We start from the raw sequence: 21,135 nt of genomic DNA, 5'->3' as shown, positions 1-21,135 counted from the left end.
GTTTTCTGCGTGCGCCCCAATTCCGCTAGACGACAGCCAAAAAGGGAGTTCTGGCATTTTCGTACAGTTGTGGCGTGCATGCGGGAAGAAGCACAATGCCGGTACACAGCCAGCTACACTCAAAGCCGATTATTGGTGCCTAAGTAGAGACCTTCGGAAAGCGAAATTGCCGCTTGTTTCCGAAAACCTGACGCGAGCGCGGGAATGGAGTCATCCGCTCCATCCCATAGCATTTCTGTCATGCGTAAAATTGCCAGATTAAGACTTTTTTCCAGAAGTGGATGTACAACATCTACGGTCGTGTAAGGACACGTCAAATCGGGCAGAACTGTTTTTATTTAGGGTATTTCGCATGGGTGAGTTGGCAACTCAGAAGCGTCGAAGTTTTGAACCTACCAATCCTGCAGGCGAAAAAGAGTATTCAAACCAAAAATTAACAAACGAAGAGCGCCATCTTAACAAGCCGGAAAAATTTGATGCTGAGCTGGTTCCGTTGTCGGAAGCCAACCACTTCATGGGAGATTGGCTGCGATTGGCAGAGCGGGCCGTTGATCCCACCCCCTATTATAGTCCGGCTTATTTGCTGGCCAGCGCCAAACATCTTTGTCCCGAAACCTCTTGCCAGCTTGTGCTCGTATGGCAAGGCGACGGACCCAAGAAGCTGGTAGGTCTATTTCCAATTTCGGTGAAGGGGATCCGGTACGGGTATCTTCATCCGGTTTGCGAGTTATGGCGGGACTGCGTGACTGGGAACACCGTGCCGCTAATTTCAGGTGAAACGATCGAAACTGTAGAAACCGTGTGGTCGTGCTTCTTGGAATTTCTGGCACGCCATCCCAATCTCCCAGATGTACTACATTGCCGTGAATTGGGGGCAGACACCCAGAGTGGGCTTGCCCTTCAGAATCTCGTTTCGGGCAAAGGTATCATTCGAAACGTTGAAAACAGCCACGAGCGTGCTGTCGCAAAACCTGTTTCTTCTTACGCTGACTACACTAAGAAATGGTCGAAAAAGCGCTCGAGAAACTTAAGAGCGGCGCATCGCAAGCTGGCCGAAAAGGGCACGGTAACGTTTGAAAACATTTCTCAATCAGATCCGGAATTCTCGGATGCTTTGGAGGAGTTGCTCAAACTTGAGGCGTCTGGCTGGAAAGGGCAAATGGGAACTGCTTTCAACAGCCAGAAAGATTCGCGCGATTTTGCCCTCAACGCTTTCAATCCGGAGATCTTGCCGAGCGCGGCACTCTTAACGGTAATCCGGCTGGATGGGCGCATCATAGCCGGCTTGTTCAATCTGGTTTCGCAAGGTCATGTGTTCGGCGTGAGGTCTGGAATTGATGTTTCTCTGGCGCAATGCAGCCCGGGCATTCTTGCATACACCTGGTTGCTGGAAAATCTTCTGGAAACTGGGGACTATCAGCTGCTGGATTCGTGCACTGACGGAAATCACTTGCTGAACAAGTATTGGCTTGAGCGTAAGACAATCGAAGCGGTTTATGTTACCGCCAGCCAGCGGTCAGGAGTTAAGAGGATAGATCGTATTATCAACTCGCGGCGCGTAGCGAAAACCCTCCGGGACAGCTGTAACGGGCTCATTGGCCGCATACGCTAAAAAAGGTAACTTAATTGCGGACGAGCGGAGATAAGCGTCTTCGAAAGCTGAAGAACCTAATTTCACAGCGGTTCGGATTGATCGGAGCATCCGTTGAGCTGCATTATGCCGCACTGACAGCGCTTGCCGTGAAAATCGCCGCCGCAGCGCTTGGTTTTGGCAGCCAAATCCTGCTCGCCCAGCTTCTTGGCGCTGAGCAGTATGGTCTTTACTCCTATTTTTGGGTCTGGATCATGGTCGGCGGGCTGGTCACCAGCTTTGGTCTGAGTGAAGCGGCCACCCGCTTCATCGCTGAATATCGGGACACCGGAAAGTATGATCTTGCCTGGGGATTTATTTGGAACGCCCTGTCGCTCACGCTTATCACCTCCGTAGGATTGGCGGTCATCGGCATGTCCTGGGCGTTCGTATCTGAGCAAACTCTTCCCGCGGGATATTTAACCCTCATTGTCCTGGCCCTGTTATGCTTGCCGCTGATGGCTTTACAGGAGCTGATGGAGGGATACGCGCTCTCCTTTTCCTGGACCGGTCTTGGCCACATTCCACCTTATGTCTTGCGTCAGGCTCTGATTATGGTTCTGGTTTTGGCTTTTGTCCTTGCCGGGAACACTGTAACTGCGGCCACGGCTTTGCTTTGTGTTCTGCTGGCATTGTTTTTATCAGCCGGTGGCCAACTGGTGATTTTTCTACGTAGAACCGCGAAAATTCTGCCGAAAACACCTTTGAAGACAGATCGCAGGCACTGGATGAAAACAGCATTGCCGATGCTTCTAGCCAGTGGGTTTCAGCTCTGCCTGACCTTCAGCGACATTATCATCTTGGGGATGTTCCTAGACAGTGCCACCGTTGCTCTATATTTCGCGGCAACACGGATCACGTCCCAAATCGCAGCTGTGCAGTTTTCGGTCTTAAGCGCAGTGGCGCAAAAAATGTCGTCCTTCAAAGCGACAGACAATCTGGCTGCTTTGCGCGAACTTGTGCACAATTCGGTGCGGTGGATCTTTTGGCCAACACTTGCAATCACGGTTGGAATTCTTGTGGCGGGGTGGCCCTTGTTGTGGCTGTTCGGAGCAGAGTTTACTGCGGCCTATTCTCTGCTGCCGATCTTGGCGCTCGGGCTTCTGGTGCGCGCCAGCACGGGCGGGGCAGAAGATGCGCTGAAAATGGTTGGCTATGAATACGCAGAATTCAAAGCAAAGGCGGCGTCCACGGGCCTGAATTTGGTTCTGAATTTTTCGCTGATTCCGTGGCTTGGTATGCACGGCGCGGCTATCGCGACCACCGTTTCGCTGATCGTCTACTCCATCATGATCGAACTGATGGTCCGGCGGTATCTTGGGACTTCGTCTTTTATCGGCTCATTGAAACGCGTTTGAACCGGACATAGCTATATCAACAGCCCCGAGCAGACACGCGGGCATGCATAGAGCTGTTTTCGATATCTTCAGAAGAAAATGGCGGACAGAGAGGGATTCGAACCCTCGATACGGTTGCCCGTATACACGCGTTCCAGGCGTGCGCCTTCAGCCACTCGGCCACCTGTCCGTCGCAAGCAGTGTCCCGCTTGAGTGGGCGCAATATACTGATGCGGCGGTTGAAGGCAAGCGCTCGAAGAAGTTTTTTTTCATCTATTTCCTCAGGGCTGGGGATAGTGCGTTTTTGGGACTAAAGCTGCATCTGAAAAACGGGGGGCAGTGTGCATTCTTCGGCCGGGGGAAGACCAGTTAAACAAAGAGATCAAGGCGTTGAGGTACGCCGGAAATTTATGAGTGCTGCTTGTCTCATACCTCCTTGGTGCATCAGTTCGAAAGCAGCAGAATTGATCGTCTCAGGCTGATCCGGTCTTATCTGCGAAAATTGCAAGCGCCTTTTGTTGGCGCGGTGAACACAAAAGTGTTAAACGGGAATACTTGATCAAGATTTTGAAGTTAATATTTATGGGTGGCGCGGAGTTGCCGCTGGTTATGTTTTTGAAGCCGGTAAAAAACACTCCCCGCTTGGTTCAACATTTATTGGGATTACAAGCCCTACGGTACGGCAATGGTAAGTATTTTGAAATTTGTATTACGAGTATTAGGCGCGGTCTTACTTGCGCTAGCAATCATATCGGGAATTTCGGACGCCAGCCGGTCAATTGCAGAATCGGGCGTGACGCTCAAACCGCTTGGCCAGCTTTGGTTTGAAATGTCTCCGGAAACTTTGAACCTGTCTCAGGCAGTCATTCAACGGTACGTACATCCGACGGTCTGGGATCCGATGATTCAAACTATGCTGACTTGGCCGGCGTGGGTGGTTTTTGCAGGTTTTGGCTTGATGTTCCTCTGGTTGGGTGCCCGGCGGCAGAAACAACGCTTCCGCTACGCTTGAATTGGCAGTTCCTGTTCTGGCCAAAGGTCATGGACAAGCTGGATAAAAGTTCCACATAATGTGGCAGAGCCTGCCGTTTTGCCTATCGGTGGGCCAAAGGTGGCGGTGTCCGCTGGTTTTCATTAATGATCCGGGAATCGATCATGTCTTTCATGACCATGTTGAGTAAAAAGTTCTCTTTACCGAACGCGTCAGAGGCGCTTCCCGGGCGCCAAGACGCGATCCATCCTGAGGCCCCCCACTTTGTAAATGGGAAATCGATGACCGGGCCCTATCCAGACGGACTGGAAACAGTGCTGTTGGGCATGGGCTGCTTTTGGGGGGCAGAACGTCTGTTCTGGTCTTTGCCGGGCGTTCATGTGACGGCGGTTGGTTATGCTGGCGGGATTACGCCCAATCCGACCTATCATGAGACCTGTACTGGCCGGACTGGGCACACGGAAGCCGTACTTGTTGTCTATGATCCGGAACAGATTGGAATAGGCGATCTGTTAAAAGTGTTCTGGGAAAACCATGACCCAACGCAAGGGATGCGTCAGGGTAATGATACGGGCACTCAATACCGGTCCGCCATCTATGTTCCGACCGACACTCTTCTAAAGTACGCTGAAGCATCCAAAGAATCTTATCAGTCGGCGCTACGCAGCGGTGGGATTAGCAACACAATCACCACTGAAATACGCAAGCTGGACGAATTCTATTTCGCCGAGGACTATCACCAGCAGTATCTGGCGAAAAACCCAGATGGATACTGCGGAATTGGCGGGACTGGCGTAGCGTGTCCGGTCGGCCTTGGCCAGGATATCTAGTTTTCATCTCTAGCTAATGGCGTAGGTTTTCAGGTTCCATAGATCGATGAAACCTGGCCGCGAATCAGTGTGCTTTGGTTCCACTGTTCCGAGGCAAGAATGCGTTTGCGCATAAGTGGCGCGAAGGGGTTTGAACTTCAGAAAAAGCGGATGCGCAGCAAGTGCTTACCCGTAAAAATTGTATAATGACGGTTTGCTTTAGAGTTTATTAAATTGCCCTAAGGATAATCGCTTACCAAATGCTCCGCGCATCTGGGGGAGGCGATTGACGAAATCCGTGAAACGCTTTGCGGCTATTTATTTCTTGGGAAGTTGTTTGATCATGCTTCTTGGGAGTCTCGTGCCGTCTGGCAATGGACCAGTTGTCGTTTTCGCAAAACCCTGGGGTACATCTGCCTTAGAGGTGGTTGCCAAGGCCGAAGGCCGGCTGATGTCCGCGCCTTCTACGTCTTGGATTGCGCTTACCGAAGCATCGGATAGTGGATTTGTCACCCGCCTCTATCGGGCGGGAGCAGGATTTGTCGCGTCGTCTACGGTTGCATACGCCTGCGCGCGATTGACCGGATTATCTATGGAGAGCCAGGAATGAGCGAAACAGTAACCGAATTGTCGGGCCTGGATATGCTGCGGGAGAAGTTCTCCCGGATCGTCATCTTCTTCACATGGTTTAACGTGTTTCTGGTCATCGGCACGGCCTGGTGGGTTGGCAACGTGTCGTTTGTCACGATTTGTGGCGGTGCTCTGCTGTTAGGTGTTGCAGCGACTGCAAGCTGGGTCCGCTTTGGAATTGGCATTGAAACCCGGCTCGCGACAGCAATGTCTCAGGCTGGATTGGTCGCACTTTTTGTGGCCTCGCTTCACACGCCAGATGTTCAAGCCTCCTTCCAGCTCGATGGCCATATGTATTTCTTTGCCGTATTGGCGATCCTGGCCGGTTGGGTGGACTGGCGGGCGCTGGTTGGATATGCAGCAGTTGTTGCGGTTCATCACTTGGTTTTGAACTTCGCCATGCCATGGGCAGTATTTCCCGCCGGGGCTGACTTCGGCCGGGTGGTGTTTCATGCTTTGATCGTTGTTGCGGAAGTGGCCGCACTTTGGTGGACGACGGACTGTGTGGCGAAAGCCTTTGCGGACTCTGATGAGGCACGTGAGCAGGCCGAAGCGGCTCAAGCCGAAGCGAGCGTTCTCCAAAATCAGGATGAGCACCGTGCAGAAGAAGAGCGTGAGAAACAAAATGCGGTCGCAGATCGGATCGCGCGTTTCCAGTCGGAAATTACGGCGAAACTCGACGGTGTGACTGCAAAAGTGGACGAAATGCGGGGTTCTGCCCAGGATCTAGGTCAAATTGCGGATGACACCTCCAGCAGGGCAGCATCTGTTTCCGATGCGTCGGAAAACGCTTCGTCCAACGTTCAGACTGTTGCTTCTGCGGCAGAAGAACTCAGCAGCTCGATTTCTGAGATTTCCCGGCAAGTAGAACAGACGACCGGTATTGTTATGAAGGCGACCGAGAATGCGCAGACCAGCAACCAGAAAGTCGCGGGACTAGCGGAAGCAGCGAACCGCATTGGCGAAGTGGTGACACTCATTCAAGCGATTGCCGAGCAAACGAATCTTCTGGCCCTGAACGCGACGATCGAAGCCGCCCGTGCCGGCGAGGCTGGCAAAGGTTTTGCCGTTGTTGCAGCTGAAGTGAAAGAACTGGCGACCCAAACCTCCAAGGCGACTGAAGAAATTGGCGCGCAGATCTCGGCCATTCAGGCAGAGACCAAGGATGCGGTTGAGTCCATCGGGGCGATCGCCTCCACCATGGATGAAGTCAACAGCTATACCTCGGCGATTGCTGCCGCTGTTGAAGAACAAGGCGGTGCGACCCAGGAGATTTCCCGCAATGTGGCGGAGGCTGCCGATGGCACCGGACGGGTCGCTGCAAACATTGGGGATGTACGCGAATCAGCCGAGCGCACCGGAACCTCCGCTCTGTCGATGGTCGATGCCACGCAAATGTTGAATGACGAAGCTGCGGATATGCGGCGTTCGATCGACAATTTCTTGAAGGATGTTGCGGCAGCATAGGGTCTCCATTGACCCCTCGAAATATTGACCGGCAGGGACACCTGCTGGTCATTTTTCTTTTCAGAACGATGAAATACTTGACCGCGTGACGCATGGATGCAATCTGCCGCCTTTTACAGACGGCTGATGTCCCATAAAACCTGTACGGAATGGGAATAGATCAGTCTTCTTAGGAAATCAGCGTCAACGGATGTCTCAACGTACGTTAAAAACCGGGTCTGTTCTGCTTCTGGACGTTTTGAAACGCCGGACGGCTCTGTTGTTTGATGCGCCAAAGGAGATCGTGTCCTGCACCCGGCTCGGTGATGTAGAAGCTGGGTTGCTGCGTCTTGAGGCAGCGCAAAAACACGGCCTTTATGCGGCTGGGTTCCTTGCCTATGAACTCGGCTTTGCTTTTGAGGAAAAGCTCCGCGGCCGGTTTGAGGAGACCGGCGAACCACTCATGTGGTTTGGTCTTTATGATAAGGCGCAAGAACTCTCGCTTTCTGAAGCTATTGATATTCTGCAAGCCGGTGGCGAAGACACCGCGTCTTCATTTTCCAAACCGGCCTTCGACATGGGGCAGGAAGCTTATGGGACGGCTTTTTCACAAGTTCAGGATCATCTCGCGAAAGGCGATATCTACCAGGTTAATCTGACGCTGCGGGCCTGCTTCCAGCATCAAGGGGCACCGGAACGCTTGTTCCAGGATTTGCTACGGCGGCAACCGGTCGAATTTGCAAGTTTCTTAAAGCTTGAGGACCGGACCGTTTTGTCGCTGTCACCAGAGTTGTTTTTGGAGCGTCAAGGCGAGACCTTGCGAACCCGGCCGATGAAGGGAACAGAGCCGCGCGGCCGGTTTGCATCTGAAGATGCGCGCATTGCGCGGGATCTGGCGAAGGATGCGAAGCAGCGGTCTGAAAACATCATGATCGTCGATCTGATGCGCAATGACCTTTCGCGGATTGCTGAAACTGGGTCGGTCAAAGTCAAAAAACTGTGCGATGTCGAGCGCTACCAGAGTGTTCAGCAAATGACGTCTACCGTGGAGGCATCGGTTCCGGAGACGACCGGGTTTTCAGAGATCATCCAGCATCTTTTTCCCTGCGGGTCGATTACCGGCGCCCCAAAACTGAGCGCCATGCAAATTGCGCATAATCTGGAGACCGGGCCGCGCGGGGTCTACACTGGATCCATTGGCTATTTGGCGCCAAGTGGGGATTTCCGCTTCAATGTGGCTATCCGGACGCTGGTGTTGCGTAACGATGGAACCGGGGAAGCTGGCACTGGTTCGGGTGTCATCTTTGATTCCAAGGCGGCTCAGGAATACGACGAATGTGCGCTCAAGCTGAAATTCATGACGGATGATGTGCCGGATTTCGATTTGATCGAGACAATGGCTTATGATCCGGATGCAGGCTTCATGCTGTTGGATCGCCACATGCAGCGGCTGCAAAAGTCTGCGGCCTATTTTGGATTTGAGTTTGACCGGTCGGCCTTGAACGATCGCCTCGCACGTGAAGCGGCAAACTACAAAGGTTCGCAGCGTGTCCGGCTCCTGCTTGGCCGGAATGGAGACATTTCCATTTCAGCGACGGAGTTGCCACCGGTCGACCGGGGGACTGTATTCAATTTGGTGCTCGCCTCCGAAACCACCCGATCTGATGACAGATTTCTCTTTCACAAGACAACCAACCGGGCTTTTTACGATGAAACCCGTGCGCGGTATCAAGCGGAAACCGGCTGCCAGGAAGTCTTGTTTGAAAATGAGAGGGGCAATTTGACTGAAGGCTCCTTTACCACGCTTTTTCTGAAAATCGGCGGCCGTTTGCTGACGCCTGCGCTTAAGCATGGTGTATTGCCAGGCACGTTCCGGGAAGGACTGTTGGAGCGCGGTTTAGCTGTGGAAGCCGATTTGACTCGAAAAGATCTTGAAAGCGCGGACGCGGTTTTTGTCGGGAATTCGGTGCGTGGTTTGGTGCGAGGGCGTATGATCGCCACCGAAAAGACCGAACCGGCGAGCACATTGCAAAACGCAGGCGCTTTGGGAGCAAACCGGCTGTCTGGCTGACCCCGACAAGGTCAGGCGGGCATTTGGCTGTCGTCCCATGGCAAAATCTCCAGCTCCGGCCAGAGAGCTTTCATCCGGGCGGCCTTTTCTGTGTAGGTTTCAGGATTGGGCTGGATGTAGTTTGGCACCAGGCGCATCGCAAAGATGTTTGCAAGTCCGAAGGGCGCGTGAATGATCATTTGACCATCATCGCCGATCCGTGCGGCGACCGCGTGGGTTCGTGATGCGTAAGTGGTCAAGGAATCCATTGCACAGTCCAGCGCGCGGTATGGCCGGCCAAAACGCTGCTCGTACCAAAGGTGGACGCGTGCTTGGTTCCGCACTTCCACAAGCTCGCCGAGCTTTGGCAATGCAGATTGAATCTGCTGAATGACCGCATCTTCTGCTTCATAGGACAAGTCGCGGCCGTCATAATAAATGACGTCATAATCCTTGATGCCATGCGTAAGTGGCCGATCGGTTATTACGTTCCAGACAGTCTGATAGATGCCGCCAGACACCAGCCAGCCATCCCTTAGATCAAGATCCTTGATGCACGTGAGGATGTCCATGATATGCGGAATTTCCTGAAGAAGAGCCGCCAGGTGCTTCAAGCGCGTTGTTTCTTTGGTCAAGGCTGTATCTGCAAGAATGTTGTAATCGAAATTGGAAACGGCTGAAGGCAACATTTGAAATCCAGAAAACTCGAACGCTCATAAACCGGTAAACGATTCTTGATGGGGTGTCTTGAAGCCAGGATAATATAACATCAGACTGAAATCGTATTTGTGAAGGACAGCCTGCGGCTATAATCAAAACTGGTTTTCAACTTGATCTAGCAATCTACAGAACCAAATTTCATTTGGTGTTTATCAGGAGGCGCCTATGGCACGGCAAGGATTTAATGCGGCACAAACGGGATGGTCCCGTGTCATAGCTGCAAGTGCAATATTTGGAATGACAGTGATTGTAAGTATGCCGGCTGAGGCTCAGTCCCGGCGGGCTAACACAACGACTATGAGCTGCGGTCAGGTGCAGTCATTCATTGCGCAACGCGGTGCTGCCGTCATGAGCACCGGCCAGCACACATTTGACCGGTATGTTGAGCACAGAGGTTTCTGCCAGCACAATGAATTCGCAAAGGTGGATTATGTGCCCACTAAAGATGTTGGACGGTGTGCGGTGCGCCGCTGCGTCAGCGTCACGCCAAAGCGGTTCACCCGCTAAGGTGTTCTCTGAAATCATTTTTGTTAGGCGCTAAGCCTGATTGATCGCCGCGCCAAATGTCTGCGCGGCGATCATTGGAACTAGTTAGCCGCGAAGCGTGCCGCCGGTCGCTTTCTCGACGTTCGCGATAATCTTCTTGGCCACGGCATCGATTTCTTCGTCTGTGAGTGTTTTCTTGCGCGGTTGAAGAACGACATCGATCGCGACGGATTTTTGTCCTTCCGGGACACCGGCACCTTCATAGATATCGAACAGCGTCACGTCCGCGATCAGATTTTTCTCCGCACCACGGGCCGCACGCAGAAGCTTGTCTGCTGTAACGTCCTTGGCAATCAGGAACGCAAAATCACGACGAACTGGCATCAGATCGGAAGCATTCAGCGAACCTTTAGACCGGCCGGCTTTTGCTTTTGGCTGCGGCAGGGCATCCAGGTTGATTTCAAAGGCCACCAGCGGGCCTTCAATATCCATCTTCTGCAAGATGCGCGGATGAACCTCGCCAAAGACTGCAAGCGTATTCTTCGGGCCAAGTTTCAGGCAGCCGGAGCGGCCGGGGTGGAATGTGTTCGGTGCATCGGCCACCACCTGCAGTTTGTCGACCGGAGCACCGATTGCTGCAAGCGCGGCTTCCGCGTCCGCTTTTGCATCAAAAACATCGACAGCCTCAGAAGCGCCAGACCAGTGGCGGCCACTGCCGGCCATCTTTGCTGTTCCGCGGCGAACACCTGCAGCAACCGTTTTCTGACCGTCTGGTGTATCCGATTCAAAGACCTGGCCGATCTCGAACAAGGTCACGTCACCATAGCCACGATCCGCATTGCGTTGAGCTGCCATAAACAGACCCGGCAGAAGGCTTGGCCGCATGTCAGACATGTCTGGTGAAATCGGGTTGGCAAGCGACAGTACCGCGTCACCACCGCCGAACAATTCTGCATGCTCCTTTGCAATGAAGGACCAAGTGACCGATTCGTTGAAACCCCGGGCCGCCAGTGCCCGGCGCGCTTTGCTGCGGCGGATTTGGCCGGACGTCAGCACCGTTTGCGCGACCGTTCCAATGCGCGGCAGCGGTGTAGATGGAACCCGGTCCAGCCCCACGATCCGTGTAACCTCTTCAACCAGGTCTGCCTTGCCTTCAATGTCCGGGCGCCAGCTTGGCGCGGCAACTTTAACGGTGTCACCGGTTCCGGAAATCCAGAACCCAAGCGCTTTCAGCGTGACATTGGCTTCAGCTGGAGTGGTTTCGATTCCAGACAGGCGTTTGATTTCAGAATATGGGAAATCGATGATGTTGGTGCTGTCCGGAATATCGCCGGCCCGGATGGTTTCAGATGGCTCACCGCCACACAGATCCAGAACCATGCGAGTTGCATACTCGAGGCCGGGCATCATGTAGTCCGGGTCAACGCCACGCTCGAACCGGTAGCGGGCGTCCGTGTTGATACCGAGTTTCCGGCCAGTGGCGGCGATATCGTCTTCGTCCCAAAGCGCGGATTCGATCAGTACATTGACGGTGCCTTCGGTACAGCCGGACGGTACGCCGCCTAGGATGCCGCCGAGGCTCTCAACGCCATTGTCATCAGAGATGACGCAAATCGTATCGTCAACGTCGTAGGACTTATCATTCAGTCCATCGATCTTCTCGCCTTGCTTGCCGCGCCGGACGACCAGATTGCCATGGACCTTATCCGCGTCGAAGACGTGCAGCGGGCGGCCTTGGTCAAAAGTGATGTAGTTGGTGATGTCGACCAGCGTGTTGATCGGACGCAGGCCGATAGCGGTCAGGCGATCCTGCAGCCACTGAGGCGACGGGCCGTTCTTGATGCCTTTGACCATTCGAAGACCGAAGGCCTTACACATTGGTTTTGTGTCGCCAAAATCAAGCGTCACATCGACCGGGCAGGGATAGGAGCCGCGGATCTGTTCGTGCGAACGTTCTTTGAGCTTTCCAAGACCTGCAGCCGCGAGATCGCGGGCAATGCCATAAACACCAGTGCAATCTGGACGGTTCGGTGTAAGGCCGATTTCAATGACCGGCTCATCCAGTCCGGCCCATTCCGCATAGTTGACACCCACTGGAGCGTCTGCCGGCAGATCGATGATGCCATCGTGCTCGTCAGACATCTCAAGTTCACGTTCGGAACACATCATGCCGAAACTTTCAACGTCGCGGATCTTGCCGACGGAAAGCGTGACATCGAGGCCTGGAACATAATCACCCGGCTTGCCGAGGACGCCGACCAAGCCCGCCCGCGCGTTTGGTGCGCCGCAGACGACTTGAACCGGGTCACCTTCGCCAGTGTCTACTTTCAAAACCCGCAAGCGGTCGGCATTCGGGTGCTGTTCGGCTTCCAGAACTTTTGCGATTTTGAACGGCTTCAGCCGATCAGCCCGATTGGTGACCTCTTCCACCTCCAGGCCGATCATGTTCAGGCGATCCAAAATCTCCTCAAGGCTGGCGTCGGTCTCCAGATGGTCCTTGAGCCAGGACAGAGTGAATTTCATAACTAGATCTCTTTATCGGTCGTGCGGCTTGGCCGCGAATTTTTATTCAACAGGTGCGTTACTGGCCAAACCGGTCCACTTCGGGCAGGACTGTCGCTTCACCATAGTTTTCAGCAAATCGACGTCCGATCATGGATAGTTCCTGGGTCCAGCCGCCCACCATCTGCGGCGTGATCTGTTGTTTGGTCGCAATCGCTTGGGCAGCTTCTGTCTCAATGCGGTCGCGAAGGATGCCTAGTTCGACCTGAGCGGCATATTCCGCCCGGTATTTGCCAAGCCAACCCATTGCAACAATGATCACCATAACGAGAAGGGCGGCCGTGCTGGCAAGGCTTGCCCATTTGGCCGTGCCGGAAATCCGGCGCTCGCTGGCAACCAGCACAATCGAAGCAATTGTCAGAAACGCAACAATGTAGATCGCCTGAAGAAAGCTCTGGTATTTCTCAGCCGAGCTGGCCTCATGCGAGGCGCGCAGACGGGTAATCCGGTCCCGGAGATAGAGCAACGCATCGGCTTCCGTACCAAGTTTTTCCCTGAAATAGCTGCCGCAAAAACGCAGCCGGCCGCGTTCTTCTATCTTTTCAGCACAAGCTTCCAAAAACGACGTTGGCGATGCGACACGGGCATCGCGGTCGGTCGTTTGCGCTGCAGCCGGAACGAGTGCCGACGCGATCAGAACGAAAGCCACAAATAGTCGGGTCAAGAATGACATGAGAATGCCCCTTTGAAGGTCCCAATTAGCTGGTCAGCCCGCCAAACAATGTTGGCAAATCGAGCGGCCGGAAGCCGTAATGCTGGATCCAGCGGACATCGGCGTCGAAAAAGGCACGCAGATCCGGCATGCCGTACTTCAGCATTGCAATCCGGTCGATCCCCATTCCCCAGGCAAACCCCTGATAGACATCTGGGTCGAGGCCGCAGTTGCGGATCACATTCGGATGCACCATGCCGCAGCCAAGGATTTCCAGCCAGTCGTCACCTTGGCCGATTTTCACTTCTCCGCCGGAACGGTCACACTGAATGTCCACTTCCATGGACGGTTCGGTGAACGGGAAGAAGCTCGGCCGCAAACGCATCTTGATGTCGTCGACTTCGAAGAACGCCTTGCAGAACTCTTCCAGGATCCATTTCAGATGGCCAAGGTGGCTTTCTTTGTCGATCACCAGTCCTTCGACTTGGTGGAACATCGGAGTGTGGGTCTGGTCGCTGTCACAGCGATAGGTGCGGCCCGGAATGATGACCCGGATCGGTGGTTCTTGAGTTCGCATGGTGCGGATCTGAACCGGCGACGTATGGGTTCTCAAAAGCAGCCGTTCGCCGTCTTCCTTCTCGTTGAAGAAGAAAGTGTCGTGCATTTCGCGTGCCGGGTGGCCCTCAGGAAAGTTGAGAGCGGTAAAGTTCAGCTCGTCGGTTTCGATGTCCGGGCCTTCAGCGATCGAAAAGCCCATATCGGCGAAAATTGCGGTGAGCTCGTCAATCACCTGGCTGACCGGATGGATGCGTCCGGTGTCCGTTGGTGATGGCCGCATCGGCAGGGTCACATCAACGGTTTCGCTGGCTAGCCGCGCTTCCAAGGCGGCTTCCGCCAGAACCTGTTTGCGAACAGCGACGGCGTCGGTGATTTTTGCTTTTAGGCCATTGAGGGCCGGGCCCATTACCTGGCGCTCTTCTGGGGTCATTTTTCCAAGCGTTTTCATTTGCTCGGAGATGCTGCCCTTCTTGCCCAGTGCGGCAACACGAACCTCTTCGAGAGCGGATTCGTCACCTGCATTTTCAATGGCGGAAAGAAGGTCGGATTCAAGAGTATCGAGATTGGACATGCGTGCTCAGGTCAGTTCGCGCGCGGTGCGCGGTGTCATCGAAACGGAAAGTCGGGGTCTTTTAGCGAATAATGGCGCACATTGCCACGGCTTCGAACGCATTATTACGTGAACCCCGGTGAAGAGATTTGCGCTGGAGAAAATCAGGCGCGTCAGCCCATAAATCGCCCGCAAGCCGGTCCTTGCCGCTTGGAAAAGCGCTGCTGACCTGCCCGTAAAGCATTCGAGCAACCACTTGCGCTGGCAGAAGCCATATGGAGCGTTGGGTAAACCATATGCGGCAGAATAAGCACTGCGCGTGGGAAGGCAAGGTGAAACGCCCAAATTTGGGGGTTAGGGAGATGGCCGTTGCTCTGGTGCCACATCCGCGCCTTTGGGCCGCCCAATTGAACGCTGCAATTCATCCTTGAGCCAGGAGCCAAAGGCATCTTTGGCTCTGGTCCGGGGCACATCTTTCCCGCTGATGAGCCAATACCCCAAGCCTGTTGCGGGCCGTTCGGGGAACGGTGCGATAACTTGTCCGGATTGCACGGCATAAACGGCGAGGGTTTCCCAGGCCAGAAAGACGCCTTGCCCAGCGATTGCTGCATCCAGGCACAAGGATCCATCAGAAAAACTTGGACCGTCCTGGAGAATGCTTTCATCAAGACCAAAGAGATCGAGCCATGTTTTCCAGGTAAACATTTGCCCGGGATCATGAATGATCGGCAGTTTGCCGATGTCTTCCGGGCATTTGATTTCTTTTGCAAGCGCCGGGCTGCACACGGGAAAAACCCGCTGGTTCAGCAGTTTTTCTGCATTCATGCCTGGATAAGGGCCGTGGCCGACACGGATGCACAAATCTACATCACTGGTGTTCGGATCCACCAGGTCAACAGTTGCTTCCACACGGACTCGGATTCCCGGGTTCAATCTGTTGAATTCTTTTAGGTGCCAAACCAGCCACTTTCCAGCAAACACAGGTGCGACTGAGATCGTGAGTGCATCTTCGCGGCCGCGCACTGTCGTCGCCACCGCCGTTGCTAGGGAAGACATGGCTGACGTTAAGTGCGGCTGCATGGCGAGTAGCTGTGGTGTTGGAAGCAGCAGCCGATTTTTTCTCTCAAACAACTGAACACCAAGCTGGGCTTCCGTTTTTTGCACCTGCTGACTGACGGCGCCGACTGTCACCCCAAGACTGTCAGCGGCTGCTTTAACGGACCCCAAACGGCCGACAGCTTCAACTGCGCGCAAGCCGGACAGATGAATTTGATTGAGAGTTTTCATATTAGAAAAACTAAACTGAAAATCAGAAGAAGTCGATTTTTATCGGGGTAAATCGAGTCTATTTATAGACATGCTAAATTCAAGATAAGGAATTTGGCCATGAGACAAACAACAAGAAGGAAAATAATGATCATGTTGAAACTGTTCAAACGCCGCCAGCTGACCGCTCAATCCGCAAATGCTTTTGACCGCCGCGATCCGCTGTCGCATCCGGAAGTCCAGCGCATGAACCCGCGTGAACTCGCGGATCTACCGTTTAACCGGCGGTAATCCAGTCGGCCAGCATTCGAGCTGGCCATAAAGTTTCCTGATCGGCCATGGCCGATCGGTTATACCTTTGGAAACAGAAAACGGCGCCGAGCTAAGACCCGGCGCCGTTTCTGTTTTTTGAATGCACTTGAACGGCTCATTCGTCCATTTTGAGGGCCTGAATGAAGGCTTCTTGTGGAATCTCCACTTTGCCGAATTGGCGCATCTTTTTCTTACCGGCCTTCTGCTTCTCAAGCAGCTTCCGCTTACGGGTCGCATCGCCGCCGTAACATTTCGCGGTCACGTCTTTACGCAGAGCAGATAGGGTTTCACGGGCAATCACCTTGCCGCCAATGGCCGCTTGGATCGGGATCTTGAACATGTGCCGGGGGATCAGCTCTTTCAGCTTTTCCACCATCGCCCGGCCGCGGCGCTCAGCCTGTGAGCGGTGCACGAGAACGGACAGGGCATCCACCGGTTCTTCATTGACCAGGATCGACATCTTGACCAAGTCTCCGGCGCGGTAGTCGGAAATCTGATAGTCAAAGGATGCATAGCCCTTTGAGATCGATTTCAGCCGGTCATAGAAATCGAAGACGACTTCGTTGAGCGGCAGGTCATAAGCGACCAGTGCCCGGCTGCCGACATAAGACAAATCAACCTGAATGCCGCGCCGTTCCTGGCAGAGTTTTAAAATGCCGCCGAGATACTCATCCGGGGTCATGATAGAGGCCCGGATCCATGGTTCACGGATCTCGGAAATCTTGACCACATCCGGCATGTCGGCCGGATTGTGCAGATCGAATTCCGTGCCGTCGGTCATGGACATTTGATAGACCACGGACGGAGCCGTTGCGATCAGGTCGAGATTGAATTCACGCGACAGGCGCTCCTGGATGATTTCCAGATGCAGAAGCCCAAGGAAACCACAGCGGAAACCAAATCCGAGCGCGGCTGACGTCTCCATCTCAAAAGAGAAGCTGGCATCGTTCAGCCGCAGCTTGCCCATGGCAGCGCGCAGGTCTTCAAAATCGTTGGCATCGACCGGGAAAAGGCCGCAGAAAACGACTGGCTGCGCCGGTTTGAAGCCGGGCAGGGCCTCATCGCAGGGCTTTTTGTCGAGGGTAATAGTATCCCCGACGCGGGTATCCGCCACTTCCTTGATGGAGCCGGTGATGACGCCAATTTCTCCAGCTTTCAATTCCTCGACTTGCAGGAATTTCGGTGTCATGACGCCCACGCGGTCGACGTCATAGGCTGCACCCGTGCCCATCATCTTGATCTTCTGGCCTTTTTTCAAAGACCCATTGATGACGCGGACAAGGACCATCACGCCGAGATAAGTGTCGTACCAGCTGTCGACGAGCATGGCTTTCAGCGTATCGTCCGGATCGCCTACTGGCGCCGGCAGTTTTTCGACAATGGCTTCCAGAACCGTGTCGACGCCGAGGCCGGTTTTGGCGGAGATCATGCAGGCTTCGGACGCGTCGATGCCGATAACATCTTCGATCTGCTCCTGGATCCGCTCGGGCTCAGCGGCCGGCAGGTCAACTTTGTTCAGGACAGGGACGATCTCATGATCGTTGTCGATGGCCTGATAGACGTTGGCCAGGGTCTGCGCTTCCACGCCTTGCGAGGCATCGACCACCAAAAGGGAGCCTTCACATGCAGCGAGCGACCGGGAGACTTCATAAGCAAAGTCCACGTGCCCTGGGGTGTCGATCAGGTTCAAGATATATTGCTGACCGTCCTTGGCATTGTAGACCAGCCGCACGGTTTGCGCCTTGATCGTGATGCCGCGCTCGCGCTCGATGTCCATGGAATCGAGCACTTGCTCGGTCATCTCACGGTCGGTCATCGTTCCCGTCATCTGGATCAGGCGGTCGGCGAGCGTCGACTTGCCGTGATCGATGTGCGCCACGATGGAGAAATTGCGGATGTTGGAAAGCGTCTTCGTCGTCATGGCGCCCGTTTACCACCGCAATTCCATTTCGACTAGAGGATTGCGGCCCGATACTGCGGAAAAGCCGAGGATTTTTGAAGTTCCTGAATTGCTGAGGCTCGCTGCCGATCCTGGATATCTGCACTTGCTTCTTGGAAACTTGACAAGGCTGCCAAAGTGCGGACGGATAATAGCAATCAGTTCAATATGTTAATTGGTGTGGTGGAAGAGTTTGCACCCAATGCGGAAGAATGTACACGCCATGGCGCTCCGAGACGCAGAACCGCGCGATATTCCAGCGATCCTGGCGCTTTATAATCTGGCGGTGCGTGAAACCACCGCAGCTTGGACGAGCCAGGAAGAGACACTCGATGAGCGCATCACCTGGTTTGAAAATCGCCGTAACGGCGGCTGGCCGGTGATTGTTGCTGTCGATAAAGACGATCAGGTGATAGGTTTTGCCAGCTACGGTCCGTTCCGCCCGCGTGAGGGGTATCGCAAAACCGTTGAACACACGGTTTATGTAGATCCTGGATTTCAAGGACAGGGAATTGGCGTCAAGCTGCTGGAGTGTTTGATCGACGCAGCGCGCGACCAAGATGTGCATGTGATTGTTGGTGTCGTGGATGGCGACAACACAGCTTCAATCGCGCTCCATAAGAAGCTGGGTTTCGAAATTTCCGGCCGGTTGCCCGAAGCTGGCACCAAATTCGGGCGTTGGCTCGATCTCGTGTTTTTGTCCAAGGTCATTACGCCGGATATGGTGAGCCCGCCGATGTGAAGGTCTTTCTGATCAAAGGTGTTCAGTTTGCCTTCAAAACCGTCTGACACGCTTGCGGCAGAGCTGCCAAAGCCATCGGGCGTTTTTTGACCACCTTAGGCTTTTTGCCTTTCTTTGGCGGAGTTTTTGGCACCCAGGGTTTGTCGGACAGCCAATAGGTCAGATTTTTCCCGCAGCCATCGCCAGGAGGTGGAGGATTTTGATTTTTGCAGCCGCCGCTTCCCGATGGACAGGCCAGCCGCACATGGAAGTGATAGTGGTGTCCCCACCAAGGGCGCACTTTCCGGAGCCATGCCCGGTCGCGGCTTTTTTCAAACTCACACAGGGCTTTTTTGATGGTCGGGTTCACAAAGATCCGGGCCACCCGTTTGTCAGATGCAGCTCTCCGGATGAGCCTTGCATGGGTGTTGGACCATTTTTTGGGATCAACCCGCCGGTCTGCACCTTTGACATCCAGCCGGCCTTTCAGCATGGAAATCGCGGAGATTTGTTCCCTTTCTTCGGGCGTTAGGCGGCGTTGCGGCATTTCCGTTAGCCAGATATCCGCGTCAAGCCCGATCTGGTGGCTGGCGTGGCCGGACACCATTGGCCCGCCGCGCGGCTGTGCCAGATCGCCGACCAGAAGGCCGTTCCAGCCAAGGCCGGGTGCATCTGCTGCCAAGGCTTTCAGAAAACTGATGAGCTCTGGATGACCCCAGTTGCGGTTTCGTGACAGCCGCATGGCTTGCCAGGTCGGTCCATCGGTCGGCAGCATAGCGCCGCCCGCTAGGCAGCCCTTCGCGTAAGAACCGATCGCCCGAGCCTTCAGCGGGGCCGGGCCGTCAACATAGCCGAAATAGTCTTTGGCCGGTTGGTTGCCACGTAAAACAAGGCGGGGTTTTGCTGCCTGATAGCCTTCCGGCACCGCTCGTTTTTGCACCGGAACAGGAACTCCGGCAACTTTCTGAATGGTGAGGCCTGGATCTGTCAACGACAGCTGGCCTGGTTTTGCAGAAGGGATGGGCGCGGCAGCCGCCGCCGGGACAAAAGTCACCAGCGCTAATGCGCCAATTGCTGCTTGAACGAACCTGGTCTTGCCAAAAAACAAAGTGCCGTATGTCACGATGGACCTCGCGCCTGTCCGCCGGAACCATGTGCACCAGAAAACCGATTCCTATGTATCCGGCAACCTATCAAGCAGCATGCCCTAAAACGGCAGAGGAGGCATCTCTTTCCCGCGTTTCAACATGATCCGTCAACAGATCTGCGAGCTGATCCAGAAGCACCGTGTTGTCGCGGATCATTCGATCGGCGGCGCCATTGAGCGTAATAATGTTGCCCGGCCGGGCGTTCGCGAAATCCTCGGCGTGCGGTTCCAGCTCTCCATCGATCCGGTGATAAGACACATTCGGCATCTCGTTGAACAGATGCGTCGCCTGATAAGACGCTGTCTGGGTCTGGCCGTCGGAGAAGATCGACAGGATTGGCACGCCCTTGGACGGTTGCATCCAGCCCAAAGCACCCCAGCCAACAGCATCCTCGTAGCGGAACGGGTGTTCTTTGGCCCGGCCGGTGCCAAGTGAAATGATTACAATTTCGTCTTCGTCCCAGCCAAGCTTGCGCGCTTCCAGATAAGCGGCAATTGCCGGGTCATTCATAAAGACACCGCCATCCACCATGGCTTCTTGGCTCTTACGGGTCAGATTGTCGATCCGGGCCGGTTCGAAATAGGACGGCGCTGCAGTTGTTGCGCGCACGGCCTGCCAGAAATAGTAGTCGTCCGGCCGGCTGCCGTTTTCCTCCAGGCCATTGGTCATGAACACCGCCTTGCGCTGCTCAATGTCGTAGGCTGTCAGCACCAGTTTGCACAATCCGCTGGCCATGGATGTCCAGCCGAAGCGCTCCTTCAAAAGTTTCTCAAGCGGGCGGGCGTCATAAGTCTCGTCAAAGAGGCCGAGCGGATTGGTAAAGGCGCGCGCCAAGCGGGCGCTGATAGAATAAGAGAATATCTCCCGGGCTTCGCATTCATAAAAAGACCGGAGCTCGGATATCGTTGCGGCCGCGTCGCCATTGGTGCCGCCGGGCCGCGGTGCGCTCAGGCCAGCTGCGATTAAGCCACCAGTCGATGTTCCCGCCATTAGGTCAAACAGCTCATGCATCGGCTGTTCAATCCCCCGGTGCATCAGGCGGCTTTCCAATGATTCCAGGATGCGCAAGGGGATCAATCCGCGGACACCACCACCGTCAATGGAGAGAATGAAGCGTTTCTTCTGGGTCATCGGAATTCCCCCTGCAGAGTGATTTAGATTATGGCGCAGCGACGTCCGGCCCGCGCGGCCGGTGGCCCAAGTGTTGAAATCCAATATTTGCCATGAAATGCGTCACAGCAATGGCAAACGCCAGAAACTTGTTCCGAAAACCGTATATGACCGATTTATCGTAAACCGTTGCCTCACAATTCTAATAAATAGCTGAC

18 protein-coding genes and 1 tRNA gene are annotated in these 21,135 nt (G+C 54.4%); 10 read left to right on the top strand and 9 right to left on the bottom strand.

Annotated features, from left to right (window positions below):
- The first annotated feature begins 352 nt into the window (after positions 1 to 352).
- Both ACOOFE_RS23635 and ACOOFE_RS23630 read left to right on the top strand, forming a co-directional pair.
- On the top strand, positions 353 to 1,612 hold the full coding sequence (locus tag ACOOFE_RS23635; RefSeq protein ID WP_420412312.1) for a GNAT family N-acetyltransferase: 1,260 nt from the start codon (positions 353 to 355) through the stop codon (positions 1,610 to 1,612).
- A gap of 14 nt (positions 1,613 to 1,626) precedes the next feature.
- Positions 1,627 to 2,988 (top strand): oligosaccharide flippase family protein, encoded by a 1,362-nt coding sequence (locus ACOOFE_RS23630; RefSeq protein WP_420412311.1) that lies wholly within the window; start codon positions 1,627 to 1,629, stop codon positions 2,986 to 2,988.
- Between the two features lie 79 nt (positions 2,989 to 3,067).
- Here the strand turns inward: ACOOFE_RS23630 and ACOOFE_RS23625 are convergent.
- Positions 3,068 to 3,157 (bottom strand) — tRNA-Ser (locus tag ACOOFE_RS23625).
- Between the two features lie 603 nt (positions 3,158 to 3,760).
- Here ACOOFE_RS23625 and ACOOFE_RS23620 point away from each other — a divergent pair.
- The 5 genes from ACOOFE_RS23620 to pabB all read left to right on the top strand — a co-directional run bounded on the left by ACOOFE_RS23620 (position 3,761) and on the right by pabB (position 8,914).
- A complete protein-coding gene (locus tag ACOOFE_RS23620) occupies positions 3,761 to 3,979 on the top strand; it encodes a hypothetical protein (RefSeq protein WP_420412310.1) in 219 nt (72 codons plus the stop codon).
- A gap of 143 nt (positions 3,980 to 4,122) precedes the next feature.
- Positions 4,123 to 4,788, top strand: coding sequence for a peptide-methionine (S)-S-oxide reductase MsrA (gene msrA, locus ACOOFE_RS23615; protein WP_420412309.1), 666 nt, complete (start codon positions 4,123 to 4,125; stop codon positions 4,786 to 4,788).
- Positions 4,789 to 5,110: 322 nt separating this feature from the next.
- On the top strand, positions 5,111 to 5,377 hold the full coding sequence (locus tag ACOOFE_RS23610; RefSeq protein ID WP_420412308.1) for a hypothetical protein: 267 nt from the start codon (positions 5,111 to 5,113) through the stop codon (positions 5,375 to 5,377).
- Positions 5,374 to 6,864: a methyl-accepting chemotaxis protein gene (locus ACOOFE_RS23605; RefSeq protein WP_420412307.1), complete on the top strand. Its 1,491-nt coding sequence runs from the start codon at positions 5,374 to 5,376 to the stop codon at positions 6,862 to 6,864. Before ACOOFE_RS23610 ends, ACOOFE_RS23605 begins: the two co-directional genes overlap by 4 nt.
- Before the next feature lie 190 nt (positions 6,865 to 7,054).
- On the top strand, positions 7,055 to 8,914 hold the full coding sequence (pabB, locus tag ACOOFE_RS23600) for an aminodeoxychorismate synthase component I (protein WP_420412306.1): 1,860 nt from the start codon (positions 7,055 to 7,057) through the stop codon (positions 8,912 to 8,914).
- Between the two features lie 11 nt (positions 8,915 to 8,925).
- On the opposite strand, the gene ACOOFE_RS23595 is transcribed toward pabB, so the two are convergent.
- Positions 8,926 to 9,582, bottom strand: a complete 657-nt coding sequence (locus ACOOFE_RS23595) for a nucleotidyltransferase family protein (RefSeq protein WP_420412305.1) — start codon at positions 9,580 to 9,582, stop codon at positions 8,926 to 8,928.
- A 196-nt stretch (positions 9,583 to 9,778) separates the two neighbouring features.
- Here ACOOFE_RS23595 and ACOOFE_RS23590 point away from each other — a divergent pair, with 196 nt between their 5' ends.
- Complete coding sequence (locus ACOOFE_RS23590) at positions 9,779 to 10,120, top strand: hypothetical protein (RefSeq protein WP_420412304.1); 342 nt, start codon at positions 9,779 to 9,781, stop codon at positions 10,118 to 10,120.
- Positions 10,121 to 10,204: 84 nt separating this feature from the next.
- Here ACOOFE_RS23590 and pheT read toward each other — a convergent pair whose 3' ends face one another.
- From pheT to ACOOFE_RS23570, 4 genes are all read right to left on the bottom strand, one after another.
- Positions 10,205 to 12,622, bottom strand: coding sequence for a phenylalanine--tRNA ligase subunit beta (gene pheT, locus ACOOFE_RS23585; protein ID WP_420412303.1), 2,418 nt, complete (start codon positions 12,620 to 12,622; stop codon positions 10,205 to 10,207).
- A 58-nt stretch (positions 12,623 to 12,680) separates the two neighbouring features.
- Entirely contained in the window at positions 12,681 to 13,334 is a 654-nt protein-coding gene (locus ACOOFE_RS23580; RefSeq protein ID WP_141183694.1) for a phenylalanyl-tRNA synthetase subunit alpha, read from the bottom strand.
- A 25-nt stretch (positions 13,335 to 13,359) separates the two neighbouring features.
- Positions 13,360 to 14,442 carry a phenylalanine--tRNA ligase subunit alpha gene (gene pheS, locus ACOOFE_RS23575; protein ID WP_420412302.1) on the bottom strand — a complete coding sequence of 361 codons (1,083 nt, stop codon included), beginning with the start codon at positions 14,440 to 14,442 and terminating at the stop codon, positions 13,360 to 13,362.
- Positions 14,443 to 14,775: 333 nt separating this feature from the next.
- On the bottom strand, positions 14,776 to 15,708 hold the full coding sequence (locus tag ACOOFE_RS23570) for a LysR substrate-binding domain-containing protein (protein WP_420412301.1): 933 nt from the start codon (positions 15,706 to 15,708) through the stop codon (positions 14,776 to 14,778).
- Between the two features lie 126 nt (positions 15,709 to 15,834).
- Here ACOOFE_RS23570 and ACOOFE_RS23565 point away from each other — a divergent pair, with 126 nt between their 5' ends.
- Positions 15,835 to 15,978, top strand: coding sequence for a hypothetical protein (locus ACOOFE_RS23565; protein WP_420412300.1), 144 nt, complete (start codon positions 15,835 to 15,837; stop codon positions 15,976 to 15,978).
- A gap of 136 nt (positions 15,979 to 16,114) precedes the next feature.
- On the opposite strand, the gene lepA is transcribed toward ACOOFE_RS23565, so the two are convergent.
- Positions 16,115 to 17,920, bottom strand: a complete 1,806-nt coding sequence (gene lepA / locus ACOOFE_RS23560; protein WP_141183691.1) for a translation elongation factor 4 — start codon at positions 17,918 to 17,920, stop codon at positions 16,115 to 16,117.
- 220 nt (positions 17,921 to 18,140) lie between these two features.
- Here lepA and ACOOFE_RS23555 point away from each other — a divergent pair, with 220 nt between their 5' ends.
- Positions 18,141 to 18,680, top strand: a complete 540-nt coding sequence (locus ACOOFE_RS23555; RefSeq protein WP_420412299.1) for a GNAT family N-acetyltransferase — start codon at positions 18,141 to 18,143, stop codon at positions 18,678 to 18,680.
- Between the two features lie 22 nt (positions 18,681 to 18,702).
- Here ACOOFE_RS23555 and mepA read toward each other — a convergent pair whose 3' ends face one another.
- A complete protein-coding gene (gene mepA / locus ACOOFE_RS23550; RefSeq protein WP_420415630.1) occupies positions 18,703 to 19,731 on the bottom strand; it encodes a penicillin-insensitive murein endopeptidase in 1,029 nt (342 codons plus the stop codon).
- Positions 19,732 to 19,852: 121 nt separating this feature from the next.
- Positions 19,853 to 20,938 (bottom strand): patatin-like phospholipase family protein, encoded by a 1,086-nt coding sequence (locus tag ACOOFE_RS23545; protein ID WP_420412298.1) that lies wholly within the window; start codon positions 20,936 to 20,938, stop codon positions 19,853 to 19,855.
- Between the last annotated feature and the right edge of the window lie 197 nt (positions 20,939 to 21,135).

Origin of the sequence: Roseibium sp. (genome assembly GCF_965216085.1) — a bacterium.
GTDB lineage: Bacteria > Pseudomonadota > Alphaproteobacteria > Rhizobiales > Stappiaceae > Roseibium.
This window is presented reverse-complemented; position numbering and strand designations above follow the sequence as displayed.